Source organism: Brevibacillus laterosporus (genome assembly GCA_007833815.1).
In the GTDB taxonomy this organism is placed as follows: domain Bacteria; phylum Bacillota; class Bacilli; order Brevibacillales; family Brevibacillaceae; genus Brevibacillus_B; species Brevibacillus_B laterosporus_D.
Map to the genome: position 1 here is coordinate 2976042 of CP033464.1, position 26163 is coordinate 3002204.

Genomic DNA, 26163 nt, shown 5'->3' on the forward strand with positions numbered 1-26163 from the left:
GAATGGGGAGATTGCTTTGAAAGTAGAATGGCGGATTGATGGAGAGGATTGTATAAGGGTCATTGTAGGTGGGGTAGAAGTAGTTACTATTGATGCTTCAGAATCAAATGAACGTGAGTTTGGATTATGGGAGAAGCCGGAGATAGAGGAGTTATTGCTAGAACAATTCTCAGAGTACCTTCCTGATGATCCAATTTTCGTAATGCTGTGATCTAACACACGATTTGTAAATAGGGTGGCGGGCACAATGAAAAAACATGAAGTCTTATCTGCTTTAGACAGGATTAGAGAAATGACGGATGCGGAGATTGAAATGAATACGGATTGGATACGCAAAGTAGCTCTATCTGCGTACACCCTGATTAAGCAGAAATCTAAGTAAATACAAGATGTAGGAGGTTTTTGAATGGCTAGATTTAAGTTTTGTGTATCGATTGGATACGTGGGATCAAAACGAGAAGATGGTGCAGCGATACTTTGACGAATGGCTTTATAACAACATCGATGTAAGTTGGGGAAGGGTAAATTAACAAACCATTACTTGTGATAAGGGAGGATGCGGAATGGCCCAAACAATTAAGTTTTCGGAATTACGGCTGGGGCAATTTATAGCTCACGGCGATGATGTGATAACACAGAAAAAAGCCTTAGAAAGGCACAATGAAGGAACAACAGAGCCTATGTACACTGTTACCCAAGAGTTTATCGATTCTATTCTACATCAAATTTATGACGATTATGTCAAGGGGATCGATAAGGAGAAATATACAGCCCCTAATGACGGAATGTTGATTGTGTTTGATGAGGTGGTATCGCGATGACCGCGGATATAGTCGTTGATCTAGACGAGAGCCAACGTTTTGTAACGAAAGACCCAGAGAGTTTGCGAATAGTGATCGTTGATCAAATAGTCTTATGTCCAATCGCCAATCAAATTAATTACTGCGGATACGCTTTTGATGTTGATTATGAAGAAGCGGAGCTCACGAACAAACAAAAAGTACGCATGATTTTTAGTACGAAATTAGAACTCGCGTTAACTGGAGGGGATGCGCTATGACCACGAATATTTGTGGCCGCCCATACGTTTTATTCGATCCCGGGCAGACGGCGGAGATAAAACGAGTTGAGCGAAAAAATGACGCTATTGACCGCATCGTGAACGGTTTAAACGAAGCCCTAAACGCAGTTGACGACTATGTCTACGAGCATAGCGTAGACGGTGCCTTGCGAGGGACGGTTAGTGACGCGATTGGTCTGCTCCTGCATGCGTCAGGCTTAGAGTGGGACGAGGATATCAACGAGGCTTTTATAACAATGGGAAGCTTATCGGAGATCGAATGGAAAGGGGAACGTGATCTAATATGATGACGCGTGAAGAAATCGGAGCGATACGTGAACGTGCGGAGGATGCGACCGTGGTAGTACCGATACAGACGGAAATCGGAAACTCGGGATACGGTATGCACAACGCTGTGGTAAATGCGTACCATACGGACGAGCAGTTCATCATTCGCGAAGACATACCGAAGTTACTAGCGGAGATCGAACGATTACAAACCAACTGGCGACGGTTGAAGGAGTACGTAGAGGGCTGGCGAGACAAAGCCTTTGCAGATCACGAGGCAATAGAGGGAGAAGGTGCTCGATACTTCTACGGTGGCAGGTCCGGGGCACTTACTAATGTGCAAGACATGATTAACGCACTGGAATGGGAGGGCGAGGAATGCTAACCCGTCTCAAACTAGTCTATCACGCGTGGCAATTAAAACGCGCGGTCAAACGACGGATAGCCGCAGATAAAGCGTATACACGACACTATTGCGAATGGCATGCGTTACGATTACGTAAAAAGGGGTGACGGATAGTGCGCAAGGTGGAACGGCTAGCGATGAAGATTATATGGCGAATAGTGATGTGCATTGGGTTGCTCGCGGTTTTTTTATGGTTCGTAAGCGGCGATCCTCCGAAAAGGGTAGAGATATACGGGCCTAAGCATGTGCAAACGAAACAAATTGATTCTGGCGAGTCAGATGTAGACGACTTTTCGGACTACATGTATAACCAATGGCTACCGCAGACAACGACGGTAATTCTATTTTAGGGAGAGATTTATGAATGAGTAAAAGAGTCATGCCTCATGATGGCGGGTGTTGGTCCTGCTATACGAAAATGGACGACATGACGTTCGACACCGCATTTGACACGTACGTACATCGCGCTTGCCTCGTAGGAGCCCTGATTCTTGCCGAAAATCCAGAGGCGGTAATCATCACAGAGGAAACGTTTTGTGATGATGCTGAGATATCTGCACTGGCAAAAGAGACACGTAAACTAATAGATGCGAAAGGGAGCGATGTGTAAATGGAACGGAATCTACACGAAGACTTAGAGATATGCAACACGGCTACAGAAGGGGCGTGGAACGCGGATCGTGTTGAGTGGCCGGGGAACGAAAACTTGCGGCACTGGGTAATGACGCACGAGGACGGATTAGCTTGCGCTGTAAGTTACGAAGATGCTCGGTTTATTGCCGAAGCTCGTGACGGATGGCCTCATGCGATTGAACGTGCGTTATCCGCCGAAGCGGATGTAGAACGGTTGCGTAAGATAATTGACCGAATATATGCGTACGTCCAAGAAAAATGGGAGGAAGAGCCGGAGCGAGAAGCACAGATTGCGTATTGTCGCGTCTTATTTGAGATTGAACGTTCAGAAAGGGAGGAGGTGTCCCTCGATGACAAAGCGTAAACTCCCGCCCGCAAAGGCGTGGCGCGAACGGGAAATTTCTGATTGGAATACGACAACTTTTACCGAATTTCTACGTGACAGACACGAAGAACTCTATGGACTCCCTTACGTCCCAGCCCGTGGCTGGCGCGCCGAGCAAGGGATGATTAAACGGATGATCGACGAACACGGGGCGGAAGTGACCAAGCGGTTTATTGACGGATGCTTTCGTGAGTACAAGCCAACGCGCGAATATCCGGCATTGACTTGGACGTTCATGTACGTTTACATGAGGGCGCGTATCCTGCCGAAAGCGTTACGGGAGAGTGAACGTGTGGCGCGCGATGAGAAAGCCGCGCAGCAGACTTCGGAAGAGTTGGCGGATTGGTGGTAAAACGAGGAGGGAATGAGCACATGTTGTTAAGTATGAAAGACGGCGGAATTATAAACATTGCTTCTGATAGCAGTTATTCTCCCGGCTGTGAAACTTGTGATTATGGAAGTAGTTATATAAATGAGTTTTCAATACAGTTGACGACAGGCGTAATCAACATCGAAGTAGACCAGATGTTTGAGTTCGCTCTGTCGGATGGTTATATGATGCAGTTGATATTACCCAACGTAGAAAAAATCAAAGAAATGACCGAGAAAGAGTTTTGTGACTGGTTGAGAGAGACAATGGAAAAAGATCACAAGGAGGGTATAGAGATTGAGTTTCGAGTTAACTTTGACTAAACGGAGGTGATTAAGTTTGACTAATGCACCTAACTGCATCCTACGCGAACCCTGCCGTCAGTCCACCGACCCGACCGCCTGTACACGCCTGTGCCCGTCCTTCATCGCGATGCACGGAGCCAGCGGAATAGGGGGCCGAGTAGCCGCCGCCTGCATCCCGAGTGATTACGCCTTTGTAACCGTCGAGACGGCACCGCCACGCGTCGATCAGCGCGGTATCTATACGAATATAGAACGTTATATAACGACGTTTATACGCCAGTTTAACGATGATTCTGAACGTATTAAATCGTTGTATCTATTTTCGTATGAACCCGGCACAGGCAAGACAACGACAGCCGTCGCAATTGCGAACGCGTACCTAACAACGCACTACATCGGCTCAATCCAACGGGGGCTCCAACCTCTACAACGGCCGGTCTTCTTCCTCGATGTCAACGAGTGGCAGACGTTATTTAACCAGTTTAATCGACCACGCGTACCCGACCACGTTGCCGAACCAGCATCGGGGAAATACTACGAGTGGATGAAACACGCGACGAACGCTCCGTTCGTGGTGCTGGACGATATCGGGGTTCGGGACGCGACCGATGCTTTCCGAGGCGATCTGCATACGATTATTAACCATCGGGTGACCAATCGGATGCCTACCGTTTATACCTCGAATTTACCTATGGATGAGTTGGCGGAGGTATTTGACGAAAGGCTTGCGGATCGTGTGAGGGATCAATGCGCACAGCTTATGTTTTACGGCGAGTCTAAAAGGGGGCTACGAAAATGATTGCGAGATTATTCCGTAGGAAACCGCGTATGACCGATGAAGAACGGGATTACTGCGCAGAGGCGATCATTGATTATGCGCTTCTAATAGAGTTTCGAAATGAGTTCGGTGGATTATCGGATGAGAAGGAGGATCGGTTGTCAGGAAAGCTAACGGAATGGTGGCTGAATTTACGTCTATAAAATCCAATTAATAGGAGTAATTGTAAATATTTATGCATGTAACTGGTAAACGTCACCATAGTATAATTTGGTTGTAAAGGCGTTTTCATACACGGAGGTGAGCGGTTTTGGCATACGGTGAATCGTTTCTATCGAAAGTGATTGACGCAAACGATACGGCTGCATTTATTCGATACGACATTAGCGCCGAGCATTTCCTTACGGAAGCCGAACGGAAGGCATACCGGTTTATAACAGATTACGCGGACACTAACGGAGGGCAGGCGCCTGACTATCGGACGGTGGTCGCTGAGTGTGCGGACTTTACGTACATGCCGGAAGTGGGCGACTCCTTCGAATACATGGCGCGTAAAATAAAGAACGATGCGGGTAAAGTACGGCTACATTCGTTCTTGACGGGACGAGACGTAAGCGCCAAGTTTACGGAACTACCTACGGAAGAGTTTGCCGCGTGGCTCATCGAGCAAACAGAACGGATCAAGACGGAAACGGCTACGCGATCAAAGGTAGGAACGGATATCAAACGTGATACAACAACGTTCCTAGACGAGTATCGAAAACGTAAGGAAGGAACGTCGTTTAAGATATGGAAGTCGAAATTTCCTACGATTAATAAAGAGATCGGCGGCTACCTTTCCGGCAACGTCTACACATGGTACGGACGGAGCGGTCGTGGTAAATCTATCTTTACGATGGAGGAGGCGATAGAGGCCGCAGCCCAGGGCGCAAACGTACTCGTATGGGCGATGGAAATGTCACGGTTTGAGTGGATGGCGCGTGCCTACTCATCTATATCAGCGCGACAAGGGGCGATTACTGCGAGCATAGACGGCGTGAATTACGAGGCAGGCTTCGAGAATAAGGCGCTTCTTACTGGTAAGTTAACGGAAGAATTTGAACGGGGCTTTGAACAGTTTTTGACGCAGATTAACGAAACCTTGCCGGGGACTATCGTAGTCCGTGCGGTAGATGATGTCGACTTTTCTTCGCGTAAAGTCCGTGACTTAGAGGCGGATATCATAGTAACCAAGGCGGACGTTGTCGTTATCGACCCGTATTACTACATGACATACGAGGCTAATACGTCTAAGACGACGGGCGGGGATGCGGCAGAAACTTCGAAAAAGATACGGGCTATTGCGGGGCGACACCAATGCGTCATTCATGGTATTACGCAGGCAGAGGAAGTGCGCGACGACAAGGATGACGAAGGAAATCGGGAACTAAGACCGCCTACACGCGCAGAGCTAAAGAAAAGTAAATCGTTTCTCGAAGATTCAGCGTTAACTATCGGTATAGATACGTTGGATGGAATCGGCATTATACAGTTAAACAAAGGGCGGAATGGTGGCGAGGGAGTAACGGTGGAAGTCGTGTATCTGCCTAATTACGGGATTGTACGCGAACTACCAAGCGGAGAGGCAGCCGTAGCGCAGTTTAAACCGCAGTTCTAAGGAGGCGTATATATGCAGATAGACATTCGGGCAGAACTCGAACAGTTTCCGTGGACAGCCGCAACGTGGACGGAGGATAAGCTGCTTGCGGCCAGTCCGTTCCGTTTGGATCGGTCGCCGTCATTCTACGTATGGTTACGGGATAGTAATATAGCAAAAGCCGGCTACTGGTCGGATTTAGGCGCTCAGGACCCGGATTATCAACGTGGTGGGATCGTGAAGTTACTGGTGTTTTTACGGGAGGAAACGGAAGGAGAGACGCGGGAATACTTACGGTGGAAATACGGGGAGGGAACGGTTGACCCCGATGAGCTGACGCTGGACCTGTCGGGGAGCTTGCGGCTGTCTTTGGGGCACTTAAGATCAATAGATTCGAGCTTGTTGTCGGAATATGAACGTACAAAGCACGAGTATCTAACATCACGCGGGATATCTCAGGAAGTGCAACAGTTATTTCATACGGGATACTGTCCGATTACCAACGCGATAACCATGCCATGGTTTAACGCGGATGGAACGCTTGGTAACGTTAAGTATCGAAAAATTAGCGAGAAATCGTTCTGGTACGCAAAGGGAGGGCGGCCTATCCGGGAGATGGTTTACGGTTTACACATCGTATACACACAGAAGATCAAGCGGGCAGTACTCGTGGAATCAGATATTGACGCAATGTATTTATGGAGCGTGGGGGTCCCGGCTATTGCTCTTGGGGGGTCGAACTTTAGCGAGGAGAAGGCGGAGGCTCTACGGAGGAGTCCGTTGGAGGGAGTCGCGGTAATGGCAGATCACGACGAGGCCGGACAGAAGATGAAACGGGCTGTTGTCGGAGAGATGGCTGGGTATATGACGGTTAAAGTCGTAGGGTATCCGATCCGATACAAGGACCCGAACGAAATAAAAAATAAGGCAGAATTAAATCATGTGTTAAAAAATGTGTTTACAGATAAAAAAAGTTTTATTAAGATAAATTTTTGTAAAGGTGATGATTATTTTTTACGAAATATGATTTCATAATCAAGAGCTTCAAGTAGGGTAATAACATCACTCAAGTTCATATTTTCTCGTGTAAGGCGCATGCTAAAAGTTGATTCCTTCACGCCTAATAGTTCGGCTAATTCCTTATAAGTTTTTATTTTCTTCTCTGCTTTCATAATATCTAAGCACTCTTTAAACGTATTTCCTTGTAGTTCAATTTCCTTCTTCATCTGGAATATCTCTCCTTTACTAAATATATATTCATCATAGCACATATTTAAGTATAATACAGCACATAATGTATTTTATATTCACATATTGTGTTGACAATTCACATAATGTGATTTATACTTTGTTTATACTATTTCGAATAATTGATGGCAGGTGATAACAAATGATCGACACCAGTGACTTGACTTATTATCGTCTTAAATTAAGGGAAGAAATACTAATCCAAATGCATTCAAATAATCTTAGTCAAAGAGACCTAGCTAAACTGTTGTACATTTCTCCTCAGTCGCTTTCTTATATTATGAAAAATAAGCAATCGCTTTCGATGGACCAGATAAATTTACTGACACGCGTGTTCAAACTAGACGACGATTTTTTTTATGGAATGGTTTATGGAGAGCTTTTCAAGGATTCGTCCAAAGTCTCTCTTCCCAAAGTAACAGACTTTATTAAGGCTTGCTCTCACTGTAAACCGGGTGTCAATCATTGTGGTAAAGTAGTCGAACTATTCTTGGAAACAATAGATATAAAGGATATGTCAACCGCCTTAACTTTTGCAGAGACACTTTTCGGCTACGGCTTTCTAGCAGAGGCCGCGTCTGTATATTACGCAATTACAAATATTGAAAAGAAAATATCAGAAAGGTTTGCGGTTTGCTGCCATCGAATTTTCTTGATCGAACGCGACAGGGATATGCGTAAGAAGGGCGTAGAGGCATTACATAAACTACGAGCGGTACTGAACGATTTGCCCACAGAATATCCTGCGCAGAAAAACGGTGATGTAGAAACAGTAAATTTACAATTAGATGGGTACTATCGTATCGTTACTTGGTATAATGTTACCAAAGAGTGGGAGGAGCTTTCTGTTATTGCAGATGCATACTACAAAGAGGCAAAGGACGCCAAAGATACCGAGCATCTAGGGGAGTCGCTTCTTTATCGAGCCGCAAGTTTAATAGGATTGGGAGAACTCAGAAAAGCGGCAGAACTTCTCAGAGAGTGTCACGATATAGGGGATTATTACCGTTGGGCAGCGTTGTCAAATGAAAAGTTAATCGAAGTAATGGAGGGCAAGATCGAAGCCGTAAGCGAATTTATCCGGCTGGTTGTAGATAAGAACCGCGAACATGAAATCATTACGGTAGCTCCATATGCCATACGGATTTTACTTTCAAAAGGGCAATTAGAAAGAATAGATGTTTTTTTAGAGAAATATAACGCAATTTTTGAGTCTATTTCATTAAAAAAGGATAAGTATAATAAGAGTCAATTTTATAATTTTCAAGTAGTTAGATTACAGTATTATCTAGCTAAGAAACAATATAAAGAAGCATTTAACGACGTTCTTGAAGTGATGAAAACTGCATTAGAATTCGGGGATATTTCAATATACCAAGAAATGTCTGCGATCCTCTTTGAGCACAAGGCTATTCTAGGAGAGGACGTTGAACATAGATATATGAATATTTTAAAAAGGGGCGAAACAGGATGAAAGCAATTATGATCACATTAGTAGCACTTGTCTCTGTCTTATTCACTCAACCGGCACAAGCAGAAGCATTGAGGTATAATATCGATTCGGAAAAGAGCGTAACTTACGTGACTTCGAAGATAGTTGGAGGAGGATGGTAGGAATAGCGGTTGTTAGGACACCTGTATAAGGTGTCTTTTTTTTTGTTGTTGGTTTCGTCTAATTTCGACAAAATGCGAGAAAAATCAAAATTATAAAGCTAGTAGTAAAATTATCCTTTAGTGGGTGTACAATAAAAACAAGATAGTGGGATGGAGCACTATATAAGAAGAGACTAAGCAATGCATTACCGAAGTTTCGGTACAAAAGTCGGTGAGAGCGGATGATCCCGCTACTCTTCTCGGTCCCGATTGTTGTTACGGTTACGCTCTGAGGGAGGTATCTCGACCCATTCGTATAAATCGTCGATCTGACACCCGAGTGTGTGAGCAATAGCTTTCGCGTTAGATAACGACATGACATTACGATTGTTTGCGTAGTCGGATACTTGTTGGCGCTTCATATGAATCTTTTCCGCAAGTTCTGTCTGCGTCATACCAGCGAGCTGTAACCGTTCATACAAGCGGCACCTTCCGACTTTAAAAGTCATATGGCACCTCTGATTACCATTATCAAAAATAATTTTTTAACAGTGTCCCAACTTGGGTGTAAGCATGGTCCTATTAATAGTATAGAGGAAAAACATAGAAAATGGAGGAGTAAATTTTGATGGGTAAAAAAATAGAGAGGACAGTAATTGCTGCTAGAGAAGGGTGTCACATATCAAGGGATTTAGTTTATAGAGAGTTTATCCCAATAATAAATAACTACGCACATAATAACTGGTTTAAGGTCCAGAACGAAGCAACTTTAACAAATCGGCTACTCGCAAAATTAGATGAAACTATTAAGGATTATAACGTGGAAAGGGGATCGTTCCATAAATTAGTTAGAATTAACTTGGAAAGGTCATTTAGGCTATTTATAAAAAGTAGAAAGTATTGTAATGGAAACTTGACTCCATTACACAAGAATGTTGATGAAGACGGAAATACTCTAGCTGACCTGTTGCCTGATATCTTGGTGGATATTGAAAGCAACGTAATCGAAAAAGAGTCAGTAAAAGAAAAAATCGCCCTTTTGGCGAAGGGCGATTTGAGAAAAAAAGCGATCCTACTCGCTTGGTCTGACGGCTTCTATAATGACTCAGCTCTTTCGGAGTTGTTGACGCAACTCTTTGGAGGTAAACCTGATTCACATAGACGAGCCATCACAAGGTTTAGAACATTTTGTCAAGCGGCCCTCTCACAGACAGCCTAACAAATTTTTGAAAGCAATACGGACGAGTATATACGCGTCGTATCTCTTTCTTATAGACATTATAGAGTACTTCTATGTTGTTCTCAATCATAACAAAGTGGTTATTACAAAATCTTAACCATCTTTATTCATGATTATACAGAACGTTCTGCCAAATATAGCGATTTAATTTCTCATGAAACGGAGTTGATCCCGATGACACACCGTAACCTACTCGAAAATACCGATCTTACATACAACGGAGGTTTCCCGCCCTATGATGATCCTGCGGACTATATTCCGATTACCCTATCCGCCACACTCCGAAAGGCGGTGCGGCTCGGATGACTACACTCGCTCAACGGTTGGCCGGAAAACGACTATGCATTACGGATCATGCCGCGGAGGAAGCAACGAAAGACTTTGGCATAGAGCGGAGAAGAGCCGCAAGTTGGGTCGCTGAGAACGCGAAGAAAGCCGTATATATTAGCCATGTGATGGGCGCTGATAAGAAGCATAGTTATTTTTACGGATACAGACGCGCCTGCTTTATCGTAAGAGAGACAGGCAAGAAGCTGACGGTCGTGACTGTACATCCGGCAAAGCCGCGAGCAGCCATTCGCGACAAGGTAGATTCGTTGCTTTCCCGTGAGTTACGGAAGATCGAAACGCAGGAGCGGAATTTAAAACGGAAAATTACGCTAATCAAAGCGGAGCTTAGTATCGAGAAGGCGGAATTAAACCTGCGATACCTACGAGCGCGAAGTGAATCGAAAAAACTCGCTTATAAAGCTCGCATACGAGCGATTGACGAATACTTTACGCAACTGGACGCGGACCTGCTTTCGGTCAAGCACGATAAACGAGGCGTCGCTAAGTCAATAGTCGCCTATATGTAGTGGAAAATAAAAAGCCCCTCCCGCAGTTAGCGCAGGAGGGCGAGGACCCCCAAGACAACAAGAGCTAAGTCGAGTATCCCGGAGTCGCGTAAGTGCTGGAGCAATCTCACGCGATCACCTCCTTTCTGGCCTTGACAGCCTCAGCCCGGAGAGTCCCAGACCGAACGAAAGAAAGATTGTCCCATATGGAGTATACGAAATATTCAAGTTTTTGGCAATAGCCGACCTCCCGCGTCGGCAAGGCGGTGTGGACGAAAAAGGCGAGGCACCCCGTATGCCTGTCGTAAACCTGTGGGGGTAGTCAGCGTCCTTGGATAGCTGATTCTAGTAGACGACCGTTCATGCCGTCTCGCGGACGCGGGATCACCGGTGTCCGAAATAATAACGGGGAGTGTTGCGGATGGCGTTTGAAACGATTGTTCACGAGGGTAAGTTGTACCGGAAGGTCGATCGTAGGGTGAAGAAGGGCGACAGGTACGTTACTCCGAAGAAGAATCGATTTAACGCCGATCTAACTAAAGGAAAGGTTTACGAACTCCAAAAAGACGAGTGGGGAAGGCTATTCTTCCGCGATAACGCCGATGACGCAAGGTACTTTCCCTTAGAAGCGGAAGATGTCTACGTCTTGGAAGCTGTGGAAGACGCCGCACCAATCACGCTAATCTCTACGACACCAGCCGTTGAAAAAACGTACACTTTGCAAGTGACAGACAGCACCTTGGCTACGATTCGTAACGCGGCATTACTGTTGCCGGTTGAAATCGGAATGGGTCTTCTCGCCCAGTTCGAAGCAATCCGCCAATCATAACGTTAAAGGAGCGATGTGCATGGGAATCCGCGAAAAGTTAAAGGAACGTGAGGAAGCACGCGACAAGGCGGCACAAGGAGCGGGCGGAGGCATTAACGCAGGCCTACCGGAAGGTGTCACACGCTACGTTAAACTCGGACAAGAGCTTACGGGAGGCAAGACGTATGTCCTCCTCGCACCATACGGACAATGGTACTTTTACTACACGCATGAGGACGGCGATAAGTACCCGTCACGCGAAACCTACTATCGAAAGCATACGTGCACACACAGTCCGAAAGTAGCGCCGGCAAACGACGATGAGAGCGGTACATTATTCGACCAGTACGCGAAGTCAAATGCAAACGTATGCCTGTCGTGCAAGGCGAAAGCCAAACGTAAACTGTACTTCATGGTGCCGGTGTATGACCCCGAATATAAAACGTGGCGCGTCCTCGACCTCAAAGAGTTCCACGCGAAAAACATTATGGATGACTTCGATAAAATCCAGCTTACCGCGCAGAAGTTCAAGCCGGACTATACGCTCGTTGGCGATGCGGTGACTATCGCGAAAACTTCCGACGGTAAATCGTATTCGATGGAATCCGGGAACCTTGACGGGACTGTCATCGAAGCTGCCCGTGCCTTTACCGGATCGGCCGAAATCAAATACGAGGAGCTCGCCAACTTCCGAACCGAAGATGATATTCGCGAGATACTCGGAAAAGCAACGAAGAATGTCGACAAGACGGTACTAGAGGACGGGGTCCCGATTACAGTTTCCGACGAAGACTTGCCATTTTAACCGAGAGGAGGCGACCAGATGGCGAACTATTCAAATAACATCGGCGCCCACTCGCAGCTATTGGCGAAAACGGCGCTACTCGCTAACGGCTACGAGATCGCCAACCCGGAAGCTCCCGAAGTGTACGACATTGTGGCGCGCCATCCTCTGTCACGCGATTGGCAGACGTTCCAAGTAAAGACCGTACGTAGACGGGAGGATCGCGGCGCACTTGTCGTATGTGGCTCACGCAATAGCGGCGACGTATATTCGCTGGATGATTGCGATTACCTTATCGGAGTGCTCGACGGAGGCGACGTATATCTGATCGAGAACCGGGAGCTGTCCGAATACTGGGCGACGCCGGACAATATCAACGAGAAATGGCGCAAGTTATCGACAGTAATTCAAAAACAATTATCGGAGGCGGTTTAATAATGGGAAAACAACTAAACTTTAAAACGGTAAATGGCGTTCAGTATCGTGTGGTAACGGATCGTGAGGCGCAGGTAGGCGATTACGTGCTCTATGATGTATCGCTAAGGTCCTATATTGAAGAAGGTAAACCGTATGAGGTAGTGAGAGTTGATTCTTGCGACGATCCTCAAATCATTGATGAGGACGGTGACGAATTCGATACTGCGTATAGTGGTGCCTACGAGTTACTAGAAAAAATCGGCAGTGTTCTGAACGATCTTGTGACGCATGAGGGCGTAACTTATCGGAAGGTTGTGCGAGATGCGAAGCCGGGAGATAAGTTTGTAGTTCCGAATGAATCAGCCATGGATTATACCGCGGGTAAAATTTACGAGATCATCAGATTAGATAGAGACGGTGATCCTCGCTTTATTGATGACATAGATGATGAATATCACGTAGTGTCCGGAAGCTACACCGTACTAGAACCCGTCACCATCGACGAGGAGCTATCCGTTGCACAAGCGCGAGTTGCCGAACTTGAAGCGAAGAAGAAGGAATTGGTGGAGGCTAATCGGTTGAAAGTCGGGGATTATGCGAAAGTGGTAGTGCCCGGGGAATGGTGCGTTCCAGTTGGACGGATAGTGGAGGTTATCGAAGATGATGAAACCTACATGCCATTCCGTACCAAGAAGTTAAACGGGGATTTCACAGGTTGGTTCCGAGTGCATGAGCTAGTCCGCGCCACCGACGAAGAAGTTGCGGAAGCACGGTGTCAGCTTGACCGAAATAAGATCAAGCCGGGCGTTACCGTCAGATTAGTCATAGAGGTCGGGAAGTATCCGAAGCACGGTTGGGGCGACGCTAGTAATGGTGATATAGGCAAGGTACGTACAGTAGACGGTAGTAGTGTTCGTGTAGACTTTCCAAACCAAAGCGATTGGAAAGCGCACATTGACGAATTAACGATAGCGACGGAAGAAGAAACGCGTCTTCTCGTAGGCGAGTACGCGAAAGTCGTTGCGAATGGTTCGGATCACTCAGCCAACAACGGGGATTTCGTTAAAATTGTGCGAGATGACCGGTCCAAACTTCCGTTCCGTTGCGAGACGGTAGACGGAAAAGTACTACGCAGACCGTGGTTCCAAGCGTCAGACCTAACGCGTGTATCTGACGAAGAAGTGAAATGGGCCGGAATCGGACGTAAGGTTGGCGAGTTCAAGGCGGGTGACATTGTTCGTTTGAATAGAAATACCGGAGGACACCTACGTCAAGGTGACATAACAGTTCTCGATTATGTACGCGGTACCTCTATTGGATTTGGTGAAGGTTATGTCGGAGAAACTGACTGGATCGAGATGGTCGCACCAGTCGAGTCCACCGTAAAATTAAAAGCATCCTAACGAAAGGGGGCGGTCGCCCTGACCGTTAAACTAACGTTGAATTTACGTTCGCCTACTGCGGTCGATCCTGACGCTAAAAAACGAGTGGACGACGCGGTCAAACGTAAGTCTGCTGCAACCGAGACTATCGAGCAGGCGTGGGATCGTATACTTGCAATGAGTAACAGCGCATCGGACCAAGGACGTTTACTAGAAGTTAAAAAAGCGATGGAGTCGGGCGTAATAGGCAGACGTCCGACCGACTCTTCCAAACGGTTTAGTAAGGCGGAAGCTCTCCGGATATGGGTAGATTTAAACGAGCGTCAACGCGGTGAAAAATTGGCGGAGATGGTACGAAACACTCCGTCTAACTACCACCTAATAAACAACGTCGCCTCGTTAGAATATATGATTCGAACGATTGAATCTGCGGATATCATTGCGGTTGACTGTGAAACGTTCGGTGAAAATGACGCGGCTCTCGATCCTTGGCGCGGTAACATGGCGGGATTCAGCGTTTCAACTCGATACGAGAGCTTCTATGTCCCGTTAAATCACGAGGAAGAGGCGATGTACGACGAATACGTAATCGATAAAATGCGTGAAGTACTTCCGAAGGCCAGAATCGTCATGCACAACGCGCCCTTCGATTGCAAGTGGTTCTATGTCAAATACGGGCTTGATTTGATAGACGCTCTTTATGCAGATACACGGATAATGGCGATGGCACTCGACGAAAACCGTAATCACCGTTTGAAGGATTTGTGCGCGGATTGGCTAAAACTGCCGGGCGACAACTTCGACCAACTTTTCGGTAAAACACCGTTCAACCAAATCCCGTTAGATGTCGCATTGGTATATGCGGCAGGCGACACGGAGAAAACGCTAAAACTTTACGAATGGATTCGCGCATGGTACTCGAAGCGTGACGATCTCAAACGCATTGAGCGGTTGGTATTTGATATCGAAATGCCTGTGTGCCGACAATTTATCCGGTCTGATTTATGTGGAATCCGATTTGACGTGGAGATGGCGCGGGAATTGGACGCAAAGTTTAAGCGAGAGGAGTTGCAGTTGGAGGCGGAGATACACGAATATCTGCGCGAGAAAATCAACCTAAACTCGCCGGTCCAGTTATCGAAAAAATTATACGGAGACCTGCAATTGCCTGACAACGATAAAGGGTCTACGGGGGTGCGTACCCTAAAGCGCATTAAAAAGAACCATCCGGTTATCCCTTTGATTCTCGATTATCGCGCGGTGGGAAAATTGCGCCAGGCGTTCACGTCAAAACTGCCGCATAGTGTAAAAGCCGATGGGAAGATTCATCCGTGGCATAACACTTGGGGCGCCGCAACCGGTCGATTTACGTGTGCCAACCCGAACACACAGCAAATTCCAGCCAAGCGACCAGAAATACGTCATCTGTTCCTCTCAACTAACAGTGATCGGATTCTTGTTTCAGTCGATTACTCGCAAATTGAATTACGCGTGTTGGCGCATATGGCGGAAGAACCGGTACTTATCGAGGCGTTCGAGATAGGACGCGATATTCACTCGACCACGGCGGCACTCATCAGTAAAGGACGATACACTTATAGTGACATCGAGCATTACAAAGATACGGAGGGTCACGAGTGCCAGAAACTTCGGAAACAGGCGAAAATTGTTAACTTCGGGATCGTTTATGGAATGGGCGCCGGTAAGCTTGCGGATACACTCGAAGTAACGAAAGCCGAAGCGCAAGCGATCATCAACGATTACTTTCGCGGATATCCCGGCATTAAACGATATATGGACGAACAGCATCGGAAGGTTATGAAAGACGGATTTGTAACCGGGATTTTTGGAAGAAAACGCCGACTTCATGACGATATTAAATCGAAAGAACGTTTTCGTGTCTACGGGGCGCAACGACAGGCTGGTAACTTCCCGATTCAAGAGAGCGCGGGTTCGATTCTTAAGAAAGCGATTGTTGATCTAGTGCCAGTTCTCAAACATTATGACACCTTTATCCTACTACAAGTGCACGACGAACTACTTTTCGATTGTCCTAGAGATATAACACAAGACGCGTTAGATCACATCAGAACAACAATGGAGAACACTGTAAAATTGCGCTGTCCAGTCCGTTGTGACGTGGAAATTAACCCGGAACGATGGATGAAAAAAGTAGATGAACACGAATGGTTTGAGGAAAACGAAGAGGGAGAGTGATTATTTGGCGCGAGAGATTCCTTTGACGAAAGGGGAAGTCGCGATTGTCGATGACCTAGATTACGAGTTGCTATCTAGGTACAAATGGCACTATGTAAGTAGCGGATATGCAGGAAGGTCAATTCACCACCGAGATACGATAGCCAGGTCATTTGTACTTATGCATCGTAAGATAGTGGGGGCGCCAGTAGGTAAAGTCGTTGATCACATAAATGGTAACAAGTTAGATAACAGGAGGTCAAATTTAAGGATTGTAGACCAGACCAAGAATCAGGCCAACAGACAGCAACTTAATAGGAATAATAAATCGGGATTTAGAGGTGTTTCATGGTCAAAAGCTGCTGGAAAGTGGGAAAGTAGTGTGATGTTTTTAGGAAAGAAGATATATCTAGGTATCTACGAATCACCGGTCGATGCGGCTGTTGCTTACAACACAAAAGCATCAGAATTATTCGGGGATTGTGCACAATTAAACGATATTCCTAAGGAGGACGATGCTCTATCTCACAACTAGCCGATGATTTCAAAACGATGCTTGACCGATGGCATTCTTCCCCCGAGGTTTGGGACAACGAATTGGACGCGTTAATCTCCGAACAGAAAGCGCAAGCCCTCCGGACTCGACCGTTCCTCAACTTCCGAGCACAGCCGTATTTCTCACCGTCTAGTGCTAACGCTGATAAACGCGAAATATACGAAAAGTTACGCGGTGCTAAGAAGGATATTCAACCGCGACCACCACACCAAGGCAGGTGGACCCGAATTGGTACCGCAATTGGCGACGTAATCCAACGCGATCTACTATTCATCGAGAAGCATTACGAGCGTATTTTCGGCGAGGCACCACCGTTTACAGTCGAGCGTACGCCGGGCGGTCTGCCGATGTGGGAGGACTTCGCGCAGAAACTCCACGTTATCGATCACGGAGGTCAGCGTTACGCTCTCTACGGTAAGCCTGACGGTATCCTCCGATACAAAGACGGGCGCCGCGTAGGACTCGAAGTCAAGTCGAAGCAGACGACCGCAGCCAAGACGAGCCCGCATTCGATGACCGAGCCGAAAGCCAAGCACGTTGCCCAGTGCGTCGGCTATACGGAAATGTACGGGACTCCTGATGCGCCGTTAGACGATTACATTATCGTGTATGTCAACGCGTCGAAAGCTAGTTGGAATCTAACGGAGGAAGAATACGAAGGCAAGCCGGATTTACGTCCATTCCACGTAACAATGACGGACCACGACCGACTTGGACTACGCAATGATTTAGCGGACATTGTGGCGCGTGCGGAAGACGGTCGACCGCCGAAGCTCGACCTCGAAAAATGGACGTTTAACAACTTCAAGACGGCGTGCGCTCTGTCGTTAAGCGCCGAAGAATACGGGGAACTGGAACGACAAGTGGCGATGGTGCGTAGATCGCGAATGCCGGAGTGGAAGAAGAAATCGTATATCGGCGCGTTCGAGCAGATTACGTCGATTCGCGAGAAGGAGGCGGCTTAATGGGTGAAATTTACACGTTCATTGATTTGGAAACGACGGGTCTCGATCACGAAACTGACCAGATTATCGAGATAGCCGCGGTAAAAACGGATTTAGAACGGGAGTATGGACGGTTCCAGACGTTTGTGCAACTCGATGAGGGGCGCGAATTACCAAACTTTATCACGGAGCTGACGGGTATCACAGAGAGAGAATTGCACGGAGGTACCTACAGTTTCCTTGCGGTCGGTGCGTTAGCTAAATTTTTCACTGATACTACTGTCGTTGCTCATAACGCCTCATTCGATCTATCGTTTGTTACTGGACGCGCTATGTTCCTTGAAAAGTTCGTCTGCACCCGATCACTCGCCAGACTCGTAGCGCCCACGGAATCCCCTTCGTTAAAAGACGTATGTGCCCGACATGGCATTGAGTTAAACGGACATCATCGCGCGATGAACGATGTACTCGCCACAATCGAGGTCTTCCGCAAGCTTAAACCTATCGCAGATTACCGAGGAATTGACTACCGGAATGTGGTCGTAAATGCTCCGGATCGGCCGTTAAAATACGTGCCTTATGGGGCGAAAATTGTGGAGGTGTCCGCCTGGTGCCGTTAGTCCCCTACGAAATGATCGAACGCTACGACGAACTTGAGCGTGAAGTGGACTCGCTTAAAACGGTAATGGCGGTCGTGTCCGGCGACCTCCGCCGTTTAGCCTCCGAGTTACATACGGAGGACGGCGATGTGATTTACGATAACCTGCTCGAATACGCGCGCCACTTGGAGACCGCGACGGGCTTACGGAGGTGACGGATGGCAACTCGTAAAAAAGAACGGTACCTAGGCTTAGATATCTCGATGAGCCCCGGATTCGCGGTGATAGACGTAATAAGCCGAGTACCAACGTTAGTACACGCGTCATCCCTCGTAACGGCTACGACTCATACGGACGGACAGCGATTCGCATACATCGAAGCCAAAACGGTAGCGATCGCACATGATTACGGACCATTTACCGCGATTATCCGAGAAGACTTTACGGATGGCCGGTCGAAGCGTGCCCGCCAAGGCGTGTTCGGCGCATGGGCGGCGGTGGATCAAGGGTTGGCTCGATATGGATATACGGTGACTGACGATATTAGTCCGACGTCAGTAAAACGGCTGGTAACCGGTAGTGGTAAGGCGGAGAAGGTCGAGGTCGCGGCGAGTGTACGGAGGATACTAGGATTGCCGGAAGATTATGAGTTTGCGGCTGGTTACGATGACAGCGATGCGTGTGCGGTGGTGCTGTCGTATCTTATCGCGAATAAATTGATAGACGTTGAGGGGGCGGAGTAATGCAAATCAAACTTATTCACGGTACTGACTGTAACGACGCGGCTAGATTGGATATAGAGGTAAACGGAAAGCCGGCGATATGGGCTAGCCCATTATACGATTGCCCGGAGGACGCTACTTTGGAACGCGACCTAAACTTCGTGTACAACATTCCCGACCTCATGCGTCAAGCGTACGAGGCAGGTAAGAACGGTGAGCCATTCGAGGTAGTTGAAGTTGATGAGGAGGTGGAGTGAGGATGGCAAAAGTTACTTTTAGAACAGAGGAGTTAAGAGAATACGGGCTTCCGTGGAAAGGTTACGACGGAGTGGAAGTGATTTTAGATCAGATTGTCGACCAATCGAGATGGTCCATACATCACGATATTATCTTCAAGTGGATCGATGGAAAGTATTACTCCACTGGCTACAGTGAAGGAGCAACAGAGTGCCAAGACGAAGCGCCGTGGGAATACGAGGATGAAGTCGAATGCACGGAAGTACATCAAGTAGAAAAAATGGTCAAAGTGTGGGAGGCGGTTTAATTGGTATTTACGGTATATGAACGGCATGCAATCGCGATGAAACACGCGAAGAGGTTCGTAGGAAAGTCGGCAGTACGCCCGATTCTCGCAGGCGTATATCACGCGTCAGACGGGGCGTTGGTCATGTCGGACTCGCACCGGTTTCTCCAGGTGAAGAGCGCACATGAATGCAGTGAGCCAATTGTACTGGACGCAAAAACAAACGCACCAATTGACGGTACATATCCCAATGTTTCGCGTATCATCCCGGAGACATATCGTGCTGAGTATACGGTCGGCGGTGAAGCACTTGGGGAACTAATCACGGCACACGAGGTCGCGGTCAAGGTTGGTGGCAAGAAGACGCCATATGCGTTAATCACGGTCACAGGCGCAGGAATCACATTCATGACTACGTGCGGTACCGGTATATACGAGTTTACGCCGACCGTTCGCGTAGACAGCTTTTCGGAGGAAGTCACGCTTCATTACAACGCGCAGTACGTACTTGACGCTCTGGTTGCGTTACGCGACTTCAAACCGAGAACGGTCGGGATTAAGTTTACAGGTGCGGTAAGTCCGTTCGTACTCGACACAGACAACGGAGTTCTTGCGCTGATTCTTCCGATTAGAAAGCCAAAGGAGGCGGTTTGATGTTAACGCAGATTCTTGGCTGGTACTCCCTTATTATGAATATCCTTGCTGTTGCGGCAATCATCGCCACGAGTAGTGATTCAGGTGGGAAACGACTTGCATCATTTCTCCTTGCAATTCCATTAACTGCTTATATCTGCATTACCTTATTTCAATAATAAAGGGGCGGTAAGATGAGTTGGTTCAAGATTGGTGTCTGTATTTTTTGGTTACTGATGGGTGTATGCATGTTTTTACTTGGCGGCACTGTCTTGTATTACATTTTCGCTCTACTAGGCGTAGGCATTTCGTTTATTCACTCAGTCTTACTATTCGCACTATTCCAGTTGTTGCGAGCACTAACCGGATGAACACGTATGACGAGCAGCCAATCGTACGATCACTCCGTTACCTACGCGAGGAGCTAGAGGACGTAAACGAAAGTTTGTCCGTCAGTGAACGAAGATGTCTGACGCTAATATTACGAAGGCAAACGATATTAAACGCGATAAGCGATATCGAAAGGGAGATGACGCGGATTGACTCGACTACTAACGGATGAGTTTATCGGGAAATACCCGGATTTTCCCGAACACATGAACGAGCTTGGCAAATTCGTATATTACCGGACATATTCACGGTGGTTGCCCGAAATGGGTCGCCGTGAAACGTGGAAGGAGACGTGCCGACGTGCCACGGAATACAACGTCGGGCTTGCGGTAAAGCATTACGAAAAGATCGGCTATACGGTGCCTTACGTGAGCTTACAGGTGGAAGCCGAGGGGTTTTTCAATGGCATGTTTAATCTACGTCGATTCCTGAGTGGGCGGACGTTATGGGTCGGAGGGACTGAGGCTGGGGCTAGATACAGTCTGGGCCAGTTTAATTGCAGCTTCCTTAATGTCCGAAGTTGGTCGGACTTAGGCGACCTGTTCTATCTGCTAATGGTCGGTACTGGCGTCGGTTTCAAGTGTACGAAGGAGTTCGTGGCAGGTCTGTCACCAATTCGCACTAATACAACGCTAATCAACGCGCCCTACGAACCTGTTCCCGTAGACCGACGATTAGAACGAACGAAAGTGACCGAACTCGATAACGGCTACGTGAAAATCTACGTAGGCGACAGTAAAGAGGGGTGGGTCGAAGCACTCCGAGCGTATTTCGAAATCCTAACGGAACCGCAATACGAGTCAGTCCACACCGTGAAAATTTCGTACAACTCAGTCCGGCCGAAAGGGGAACGATTGAAACGATTCGGAGGCACTGCGTCCGGTCACGAACCCCTTGCGGAGATGTTTGCGGGGATTGACCGCGTATTGAAGAATCAGATCGACCCGACACTGGCTCCGTTGGAGACCGTTGTAGAAGTAACGGATAGCCCTGAATGGGGAGTGAGTGCCTACGACACCGATTACAAACGCGTCCGCCCGATTCATGTTCTTGATATCGGCAATCTTATCGGAGCTAACGTAGTGGTCGGAGGCGTCCGTAGAACAGCCGAAATATTCCTCTTCGACGCGGACGACTACGAGTGTCTTCTCGCTAAGTACGGTATCAACGGTGTCTGGACGGAAGATCAACTCGCGCATCATCGCAAGGTAGGCGAAATGCTAGAAGCCATCGGACGAAAGCCGGAGTGGTTCGACGCTATTTCGAAAGCAGGTGACGGTCGGTTCGGACTTGACCATCGAAGACTATCGAATAACTCTATCGCGTTCGAAACGAAACCTAGCCGTGGAATGCTTAACCTCGTGTTCGAGATTATGAAAGGCGAAGGTGAACCTAGATAATAACTGGGCTTCGGCGTAGTGATATGCCGTCGAAACTCCTCTAAATGCTGGAACACCCTAAAGCCGCGCGCCCACAACGTGACTGGTGACGGTGAGCGTGATGGGTCAAAAACGGCGCGGATGCAACAATGGGCAATCAGCAGGTAAGCAGGTGTCCGCTAATCCTATCGAAAAGAGTGGCGGATATAGACAAACACCAGTTTCTCATTGAAAACTATTCCAAAATGTCAACGGAGGAGCTAGCTAAGACACTCGGTTACAAGAATGCATCCTCACTACGTACAGTCGCTAGTCGATTAGGCATCAAGAAGTCATATAAAATCGAGGATATTTCCGGGGAGAACTGGCTAGAACATCCGGATTACCCTGACTTTTTAGTCAGCAACAAAGGCCGCATTAAATCGAGAACACGTAACACGCTGATTTTTACGCGTGTACACGAGGGTTACTATGATTGCAGGATTAAAGACAAGTCCGGTAAAAAGAAATCACCACGCATTCATAGGCTGGTCGCAGAAGTGTTCGTTCCGAATCCAAAAGGATTACCATTCGTTAACCACGTGGACGGGAACAAGCTGAATAATGATGCTACTAACCTAGAATGGGTCACGCGATCAGAAAACAGCAGACACGCTCGTGAAATGGGGCTGGTTGGGGTAAGAAGGGATACTTTGGATGAAGATTCAGTAAGAGACATATGCAAGAAATTACAAGCTGGTGCGTCGATACGTGAGATAACACATTCTAACGCGAGGTACACTCGAGCAAGAGTAGAAGGTATACGGCAGCGTCGTCGATGGCTGAGAATTAGTGGAGATTATTCTTGGTAAAGTAATTTCTGGCGGACACCTGAAACCTCAACGACCATCCCTTTGAGGGAGTACGCTGCAAGCGGTAGGCAGTGGAAATGGGGAGGCGCTCATGTAGCGTTTGATATGGTCTGGACTTGCGGGAAACCGTAAGCAGCTCAAAAGAGCGGCGCAAGCCTAGCGAACTTGCGTGAACAAGTCGGGATTTATCAACTTGGAAGAGGCGCGACGAAGACGGCCAAACGCCGAGGGCCTTAATCCCTGCGCGGAAATACTACTGGATTCATACGGGGTCTGCAACTTAACGACTGTCAACGTCATGCAGTTCGTGCGCGACGGTAGCCTCGACATTCCCGCACTCCTACAAGCACAAAGACAATCCGCACGTGCCGGCCTGCGCATGACTCTCGTAACACTCGAATTATCACACTGGGACGCGATCCAGCAACGTGACAGGCTCCTCGGCACGTCGTTAACCGGATGGAAAGACGCGATGGCAGCCGTTAACTATAACGAACGTCAGGAACGCGACTTACTCGAACTCCTCGGAACAGTGGCGAATGATGAGGCGGAAGCCTATGCGAAGGAACTCCGTGTGAACGCACCTTTACTCGTCACAACGGTCAAGCCGGAGGGCACTATCTCACAAGTAGCAGGCGGCGTATCGTCCGGCCTACATTGGTCGCACAGCCCGTACTACATCCGTCGCATTCGTATCAACGCGTCCGATCCACTCGTAAAGGTGGCGCAAGAACTCGGCTGGACGGTTAATCCCGAGGTAGGAACACCGGGCGACACCGAAGCAGAACGTCTCACTAACGCCCGTACACTGGTCGTCGACTTTCCCGTAGCTTCTGGCGCGTTAGAAACGAAAGACGACGTAAGTGCAACGCGTCAATTCGAGACCTACTTCCGATTCCAGCGCTCATACACCGACCACAACTCGTCCAATACGATCACGGTAAGGCCGGATGAATGGGCAACGGTTGAACAAACGGTGTGGGACGGATGGGACGACTTCGTAGGCGTATCGTTCTTGGCGTTGGACGGTGGTACGTACCAGCTCGCGCCGTACGAGGCTATTACGAAAGAGGAATACGAGGAGCTACGTGCCAAGATGAAGCCGTTTGATCCGGCGATCTTAGCGAAGTACGAAACGGATGGGACTAGCGATTTGGAGGGCGCGGATTCGTGCGAGTCTGGCGTTTGTCCTGTCAGGTGATGAAGGGTGGGTGAGTTGATGTGGTTGGTTTGGAAATATTAATTATGTATATGTTTGGTTTGCTTTCAGCTTTTTTATCAGAAGTGGTGGACTAAATAAAACGGAGGTGTCCGAATGGAGATTTTAAGTACGGTATCAAACGGCGGTGCATTGTTTGGCGTGATAGCCATTGGGTTACTAACGATTCTGGGTTTAGTACTGACGGTCTTCTGCATACTAGACGGCGAGAGTGCGGGATTAGCACTTTTAGTAATGTCGGCGTTCTGCGGGTTCGCGATGTACCATGCTACGGTAGACTACGTAACACCGAGATATGAGGTCACCATAACGGACATGTCCCGATTTGACACCGACAAGTACGAGATTATTCAGCAACGAGGCAAGGTATTCGTCGTTAAGGAGATACGACGATGAGCTACGGTCCGACGAAGGAACAACGCGAGTTAATCGAGATGTTACGAGGCGGTGTTAGAGTGAGCGAATTGAAATGGCACGACGATTTATACTGCGGCTCCCTGCCGAACTGTGATCGGTGCGTGTATTTTAAAACATCACCTTTAGCGTGTCCCAGTGGTAAGTGCAAAAAACATGGATTTGATTGTGGAGTTGGCTACTACTGTGAGGATTTCATAAAGGAGGCGGAGTAATGGTTCCCGTAAAAATCAAACGTCTACACCCGGACGCAGTAATTCCGCAATACGCAACGGCTGGCTCGGCCGGCTTCGATCTTGTCGCGGTTGAGGACGTAGCTATCTCACCCGGCGAGACGAAAAAGGTTCCGTTAGGACTCGCGTTTGAAATGCCGGCGGGCTACGTGATGATGGTGTGCATGCGGTCGGGCATCGCATATAACACGAAGCTTCGACAGCCGAACGGTATCGGTATTATCGACAGTGACTACCGAGGCGAGGTTGCGATGGTGTTCGAAAATACTTGCGGAGAGAGTGAATTTCACGATTTCACCTACGGTTTGGTTAATGGAAACTATCTCGTTAGTTCTGACGGGGATGAAATGGAGGTGGACGGCAACTACTACGATCCGGGTGTAGACGTTTACTATCTAATCCGCAAAGGCGACCGCGTTGCCCAAGGACTGATATTGCCGGTGATGCTTGCGCAATTTATCGTAGTAGACGAATTAAGCGAGACAGAACGCGGAGCTGGTGGTTTTGGAAGTACGGGGGTGTCAGCGTAATGGCAGAAACGCAAATGTCCGTAAAATTAATCGCTCACACCGCACTTGCAGACGATTTCTGGTGGGAAGTCGAGCTAGAGGGTGGAGTTCCTACGGACGGCCAAGCCGTAGCCCTCACCACGATCAGAACGTGTTATTCCGCCAACAAGCCGTCCGAAATCGTTGCTCTCGAAGGCGACAAATACTTCAACCAGACCGCATCCGACGACGAAGGCGGTACGGAAGCCGACCGACTGTTCCGCCACATCACACGATCCGGCCACACGTCTACTTTAGAACACCTTACGTTCACATTCGCGGTCGAAGGCGTAAGCCGCGCCCTCCTAGCGCAATTAACACGCCATCGGGTCGGCTTTAGTTACTCCGTTCAGTCACAGCGCTATGTACGGATGGGCAGTTTCGATAAGTCGGGTGGATTTGATTATGTATTACCACCTTCGCTCAACGGAAAGGATACGGATTCTACTCGAATGACCGGAATTAACGAAGAGACTGGTGACGCCATCTGGCGAAACATTACGGCGGTAGAAGAGTTCGAAGAGTCTATGCGTAATATTCAATCGATATATGACCGTCTACGTCGGGCCGGAGTCCCGCCGGAAGACGCCCGAATGGTACTCCCGAACGCGGCCGCAACCAATCTAGTCATGACCGTGAATCTTCGGGCTTTGCTCGACTTCTACGGCAAACGACGAGAGGGTCGCGGTAGCCAGTGGGAAATTGCGGAACTAGCCGAGCAGTTACGAAGAGAGGTCACGAAAGCAGAGCCGTGGACAGCGCCATACTTTGACGCAGCCTAATATAA

At 48.0% G+C, this 26163-nt stretch carries 37 protein-coding genes and 2 pseudogenes; 37 read left to right on the plus strand and 2 right to left on the minus strand.

Annotated features, from left to right (window positions below):
• Positions 1 to 16: 16 nt before the first annotated feature.
• The 14 genes from EEL30_15515 (at position 17) to EEL30_15580 (ending at position 6896) form a co-directional block, all read left to right on the plus strand.
• Positions 17 to 211 (plus strand): hypothetical protein, encoded by a 195-nt coding sequence (locus EEL30_15515; GenBank protein QDX93579.1) that lies wholly within the window; start codon positions 17 to 19, stop codon positions 209 to 211.
• A 352-nt stretch (positions 212 to 563) separates the two neighbouring features.
• Positions 564 to 821, plus strand: coding sequence for a hypothetical protein (locus EEL30_15520; GenBank protein ID QDX93580.1), 258 nt, complete (start codon positions 564 to 566; stop codon positions 819 to 821).
• Positions 818 to 1060, plus strand: a complete 243-nt coding sequence (locus EEL30_15525; protein ID QDX93581.1) for a hypothetical protein — start codon at positions 818 to 820, stop codon at positions 1058 to 1060. Before EEL30_15520 ends, EEL30_15525 begins: the two co-directional genes overlap by 4 nt.
• Positions 1057 to 1368, plus strand: coding sequence for a hypothetical protein (locus EEL30_15530; protein ID QDX93582.1), 312 nt, complete (start codon positions 1057 to 1059; stop codon positions 1366 to 1368). Before EEL30_15525 ends, EEL30_15530 begins: the two co-directional genes overlap by 4 nt.
• Positions 1365 to 1733 (plus strand): hypothetical protein, encoded by a 369-nt coding sequence (locus EEL30_15535; protein QDX93583.1) that lies wholly within the window; start codon positions 1365 to 1367, stop codon positions 1731 to 1733. Before EEL30_15530 ends, EEL30_15535 begins: the two co-directional genes overlap by 4 nt.
• A 134-nt stretch (positions 1734 to 1867) precedes the next feature.
• A complete protein-coding gene (locus EEL30_15540; GenBank protein ID QDX93584.1) occupies positions 1868 to 2104 on the plus strand; it encodes a hypothetical protein in 237 nt (78 codons plus the stop codon).
• A gap of 14 nt (positions 2105 to 2118) precedes the next feature.
• Positions 2119 to 2364: a hypothetical protein gene (locus EEL30_15545; protein QDX93585.1), complete on the plus strand. Its 246-nt coding sequence runs from the start codon at positions 2119 to 2121 to the stop codon at positions 2362 to 2364.
• Complete coding sequence (locus EEL30_15550; protein ID QDX93586.1) at positions 2365 to 2751, plus strand: hypothetical protein; 387 nt, start codon at positions 2365 to 2367, stop codon at positions 2749 to 2751. It abuts the gene before it with no gap.
• Positions 2738 to 3124: a hypothetical protein gene (locus EEL30_15555; protein ID QDX93587.1), complete on the plus strand. Its 387-nt coding sequence runs from the start codon at positions 2738 to 2740 to the stop codon at positions 3122 to 3124. The genes EEL30_15550 and EEL30_15555 overlap by 14 nt, the downstream gene beginning before the upstream one ends.
• Positions 3125 to 3144: 20 nt before the next feature.
• Entirely contained in the window at positions 3145 to 3465 is a 321-nt protein-coding gene (locus EEL30_15560; GenBank protein QDX93588.1) for a hypothetical protein, read from the plus strand.
• A gap of 16 nt (positions 3466 to 3481) precedes the next feature.
• Positions 3482 to 4246, plus strand: coding sequence for a DNA replication protein (locus tag EEL30_15565; GenBank protein QDX93589.1), 765 nt, complete (start codon positions 3482 to 3484; stop codon positions 4244 to 4246).
• Complete coding sequence (locus tag EEL30_15570; protein QDX93590.1) at positions 4243 to 4428, plus strand: hypothetical protein; 186 nt, start codon at positions 4243 to 4245, stop codon at positions 4426 to 4428. Before EEL30_15565 ends, EEL30_15570 begins: the two co-directional genes overlap by 4 nt.
• A gap of 107 nt (positions 4429 to 4535) precedes the next feature.
• Complete coding sequence (locus EEL30_15575) at positions 4536 to 5882, plus strand: DNA helicase (protein ID QDX93591.1); 1347 nt, start codon at positions 4536 to 4538, stop codon at positions 5880 to 5882.
• Between the two features lie 12 nt (positions 5883 to 5894).
• Positions 5895 to 6896 carry a DNA primase gene (locus EEL30_15580; protein ID QDX93592.1) on the plus strand — a complete coding sequence of 334 codons (1002 nt, stop codon included), beginning with the start codon at positions 5895 to 5897 and terminating at the stop codon, positions 6894 to 6896.
• On the opposite strand, the gene EEL30_15585 is transcribed toward EEL30_15580, so the two are convergent.
• Positions 6869 to 7132 (minus strand): hypothetical protein, encoded by a 264-nt coding sequence (locus EEL30_15585; protein ID QDX93593.1) that lies wholly within the window; start codon positions 7130 to 7132, stop codon positions 6869 to 6871. The two genes, EEL30_15580 and EEL30_15585, sit on opposite strands and share 28 nt — an antisense overlap.
• A 119-nt stretch (positions 7133 to 7251) precedes the next feature.
• Here EEL30_15585 and EEL30_15590 point away from each other — a divergent pair, with 119 nt between their 5' ends.
• Positions 7252 to 8583: a helix-turn-helix domain-containing protein gene (locus tag EEL30_15590; protein QDX93594.1), complete on the plus strand. Its 1332-nt coding sequence runs from the start codon at positions 7252 to 7254 to the stop codon at positions 8581 to 8583.
• Between the two features lie 370 nt (positions 8584 to 8953).
• Here the strand turns inward: EEL30_15590 and EEL30_15595 are convergent, their stop codons facing one another.
• On the minus strand, positions 8954 to 9211 hold the full coding sequence (locus EEL30_15595) for an XRE family transcriptional regulator (GenBank protein ID QDX93595.1): 258 nt from the start codon (positions 9209 to 9211) through the stop codon (positions 8954 to 8956).
• Positions 9212 to 9330: 119 nt separating this feature from the next.
• On the opposite strand from EEL30_15595, the gene EEL30_15600 reads away from it, so the two are divergent.
• The 22 genes and pseudogenes from EEL30_15600 to thyX all read left to right on the plus strand — a co-directional run bounded on the left by EEL30_15600 (position 9331) and on the right by thyX (position 26158).
• Positions 9331 to 9921, plus strand: coding sequence for a hypothetical protein (locus tag EEL30_15600; protein QDX93596.1), 591 nt, complete (start codon positions 9331 to 9333; stop codon positions 9919 to 9921).
• Between the two features lie 323 nt (positions 9922 to 10244).
• Positions 10245 to 10799, plus strand: a complete 555-nt coding sequence (locus tag EEL30_15605; GenBank protein ID QDX93597.1) for a hypothetical protein — start codon at positions 10245 to 10247, stop codon at positions 10797 to 10799.
• Positions 10800 to 11199: 400 nt separating this feature from the next.
• Positions 11200 to 11607, plus strand: a complete 408-nt coding sequence (locus tag EEL30_15610) for a hypothetical protein (GenBank protein QDX93598.1) — start codon at positions 11200 to 11202, stop codon at positions 11605 to 11607.
• Positions 11608 to 11626: 19 nt separating this feature from the next.
• Positions 11627 to 12391 (plus strand): single-stranded DNA-binding protein, encoded by a 765-nt coding sequence (locus EEL30_15615; protein QDX93599.1) that lies wholly within the window; start codon positions 11627 to 11629, stop codon positions 12389 to 12391.
• An 18-nt stretch (positions 12392 to 12409) separates the two neighbouring features.
• Positions 12410 to 12805 (plus strand): hypothetical protein, encoded by a 396-nt coding sequence (locus EEL30_15620; protein QDX93600.1) that lies wholly within the window; start codon positions 12410 to 12412, stop codon positions 12803 to 12805.
• A gap of 2 nt (positions 12806 to 12807) precedes the next feature.
• Positions 12808 to 14190, plus strand: a complete 1383-nt coding sequence (locus EEL30_15625; GenBank protein QDX93601.1) for a hypothetical protein — start codon at positions 12808 to 12810, stop codon at positions 14188 to 14190.
• An 18-nt stretch (positions 14191 to 14208) separates the two neighbouring features.
• Positions 14209 to 16386 (plus strand): DNA-directed DNA polymerase, encoded by a 2178-nt coding sequence (locus EEL30_15630; GenBank protein ID QDX93602.1) that lies wholly within the window; start codon positions 14209 to 14211, stop codon positions 16384 to 16386.
• Complete coding sequence (locus EEL30_15635) at positions 16346 to 16900, plus strand: hypothetical protein (protein QDX93603.1); 555 nt, start codon at positions 16346 to 16348, stop codon at positions 16898 to 16900. Before EEL30_15630 ends, EEL30_15635 begins: the two co-directional genes overlap by 41 nt.
• A gap of 17 nt (positions 16901 to 16917) precedes the next feature.
• On the plus strand, positions 16918 to 17886 hold the full coding sequence (locus EEL30_15640; protein QDX93604.1) for a hypothetical protein: 969 nt from the start codon (positions 16918 to 16920) through the stop codon (positions 17884 to 17886).
• A complete protein-coding gene (locus tag EEL30_15645; GenBank protein QDX93605.1) occupies positions 17886 to 18485 on the plus strand; it encodes a 3'-5' exonuclease in 600 nt (199 codons plus the stop codon). Before EEL30_15640 ends, EEL30_15645 begins: the two co-directional genes overlap by 1 nt.
• Positions 18476 to 18679: a hypothetical protein gene (locus tag EEL30_15650; protein QDX93606.1), complete on the plus strand. Its 204-nt coding sequence runs from the start codon at positions 18476 to 18478 to the stop codon at positions 18677 to 18679. Before EEL30_15645 ends, EEL30_15650 begins: the two co-directional genes overlap by 10 nt.
• A gap of 3 nt (positions 18680 to 18682) precedes the next feature.
• Positions 18683 to 19207 (plus strand): hypothetical protein, encoded by a 525-nt coding sequence (locus tag EEL30_15655; protein QDX93607.1) that lies wholly within the window; start codon positions 18683 to 18685, stop codon positions 19205 to 19207.
• Positions 19207 to 19443: a hypothetical protein gene (locus EEL30_15660; protein QDX93608.1), complete on the plus strand. Its 237-nt coding sequence runs from the start codon at positions 19207 to 19209 to the stop codon at positions 19441 to 19443. The genes EEL30_15655 and EEL30_15660 overlap by 1 nt, the downstream gene beginning before the upstream one ends.
• Positions 19444 to 19514: 71 nt before the next feature.
• The gene (locus EEL30_15665) at positions 19515 to 19730 is read left to right on the plus strand and encodes a hypothetical protein (GenBank protein QDX95785.1); all 216 of its coding nucleotides are present in this window, start codon (positions 19515 to 19517) and stop codon (positions 19728 to 19730) included.
• Positions 19731 to 20363: a hypothetical protein gene (locus EEL30_15670; protein QDX93609.1), complete on the plus strand. Its 633-nt coding sequence runs from the start codon at positions 19731 to 19733 to the stop codon at positions 20361 to 20363.
• A gap of 518 nt (positions 20364 to 20881) precedes the next feature.
• A pseudogene (locus tag EEL30_15675) lies at positions 20882 to 22126 on the plus strand (ribonucleoside-triphosphate reductase, adenosylcobalamin-dependent).
• Between the two features lie 230 nt (positions 22127 to 22356).
• Positions 22357 to 22962: an HNH endonuclease gene (locus EEL30_15680; protein ID QDX95786.1), complete on the plus strand. Its 606-nt coding sequence runs from the start codon at positions 22357 to 22359 to the stop codon at positions 22960 to 22962.
• Between the two features lie 181 nt (positions 22963 to 23143).
• A pseudogene (locus EEL30_15685) lies at positions 23144 to 24163 on the plus strand (ribonucleoside-triphosphate reductase, adenosylcobalamin-dependent).
• Between the two features lie 114 nt (positions 24164 to 24277).
• Entirely contained in the window at positions 24278 to 24577 is a 300-nt protein-coding gene (locus tag EEL30_15690; GenBank protein ID QDX93610.1) for a hypothetical protein, read from the plus strand.
• Positions 24574 to 24810, plus strand: a complete 237-nt coding sequence (locus EEL30_15695; protein ID QDX93611.1) for a hypothetical protein — start codon at positions 24574 to 24576, stop codon at positions 24808 to 24810. Before EEL30_15690 ends, EEL30_15695 begins: the two co-directional genes overlap by 4 nt.
• Positions 24810 to 25358, plus strand: a complete 549-nt coding sequence (locus tag EEL30_15700; GenBank protein QDX93612.1) for a deoxyuridine 5'-triphosphate nucleotidohydrolase — start codon at positions 24810 to 24812, stop codon at positions 25356 to 25358. The genes EEL30_15695 and EEL30_15700 overlap by 1 nt, the downstream gene beginning before the upstream one ends.
• Positions 25358 to 26158, plus strand: coding sequence for an FAD-dependent thymidylate synthase (gene thyX, locus EEL30_15705; GenBank protein QDX93613.1), 801 nt, complete (start codon positions 25358 to 25360; stop codon positions 26156 to 26158). The genes EEL30_15700 and thyX overlap by 1 nt, the downstream gene beginning before the upstream one ends.
• The last annotated feature ends 5 nt before the right edge of the window (positions 26159 to 26163 follow it).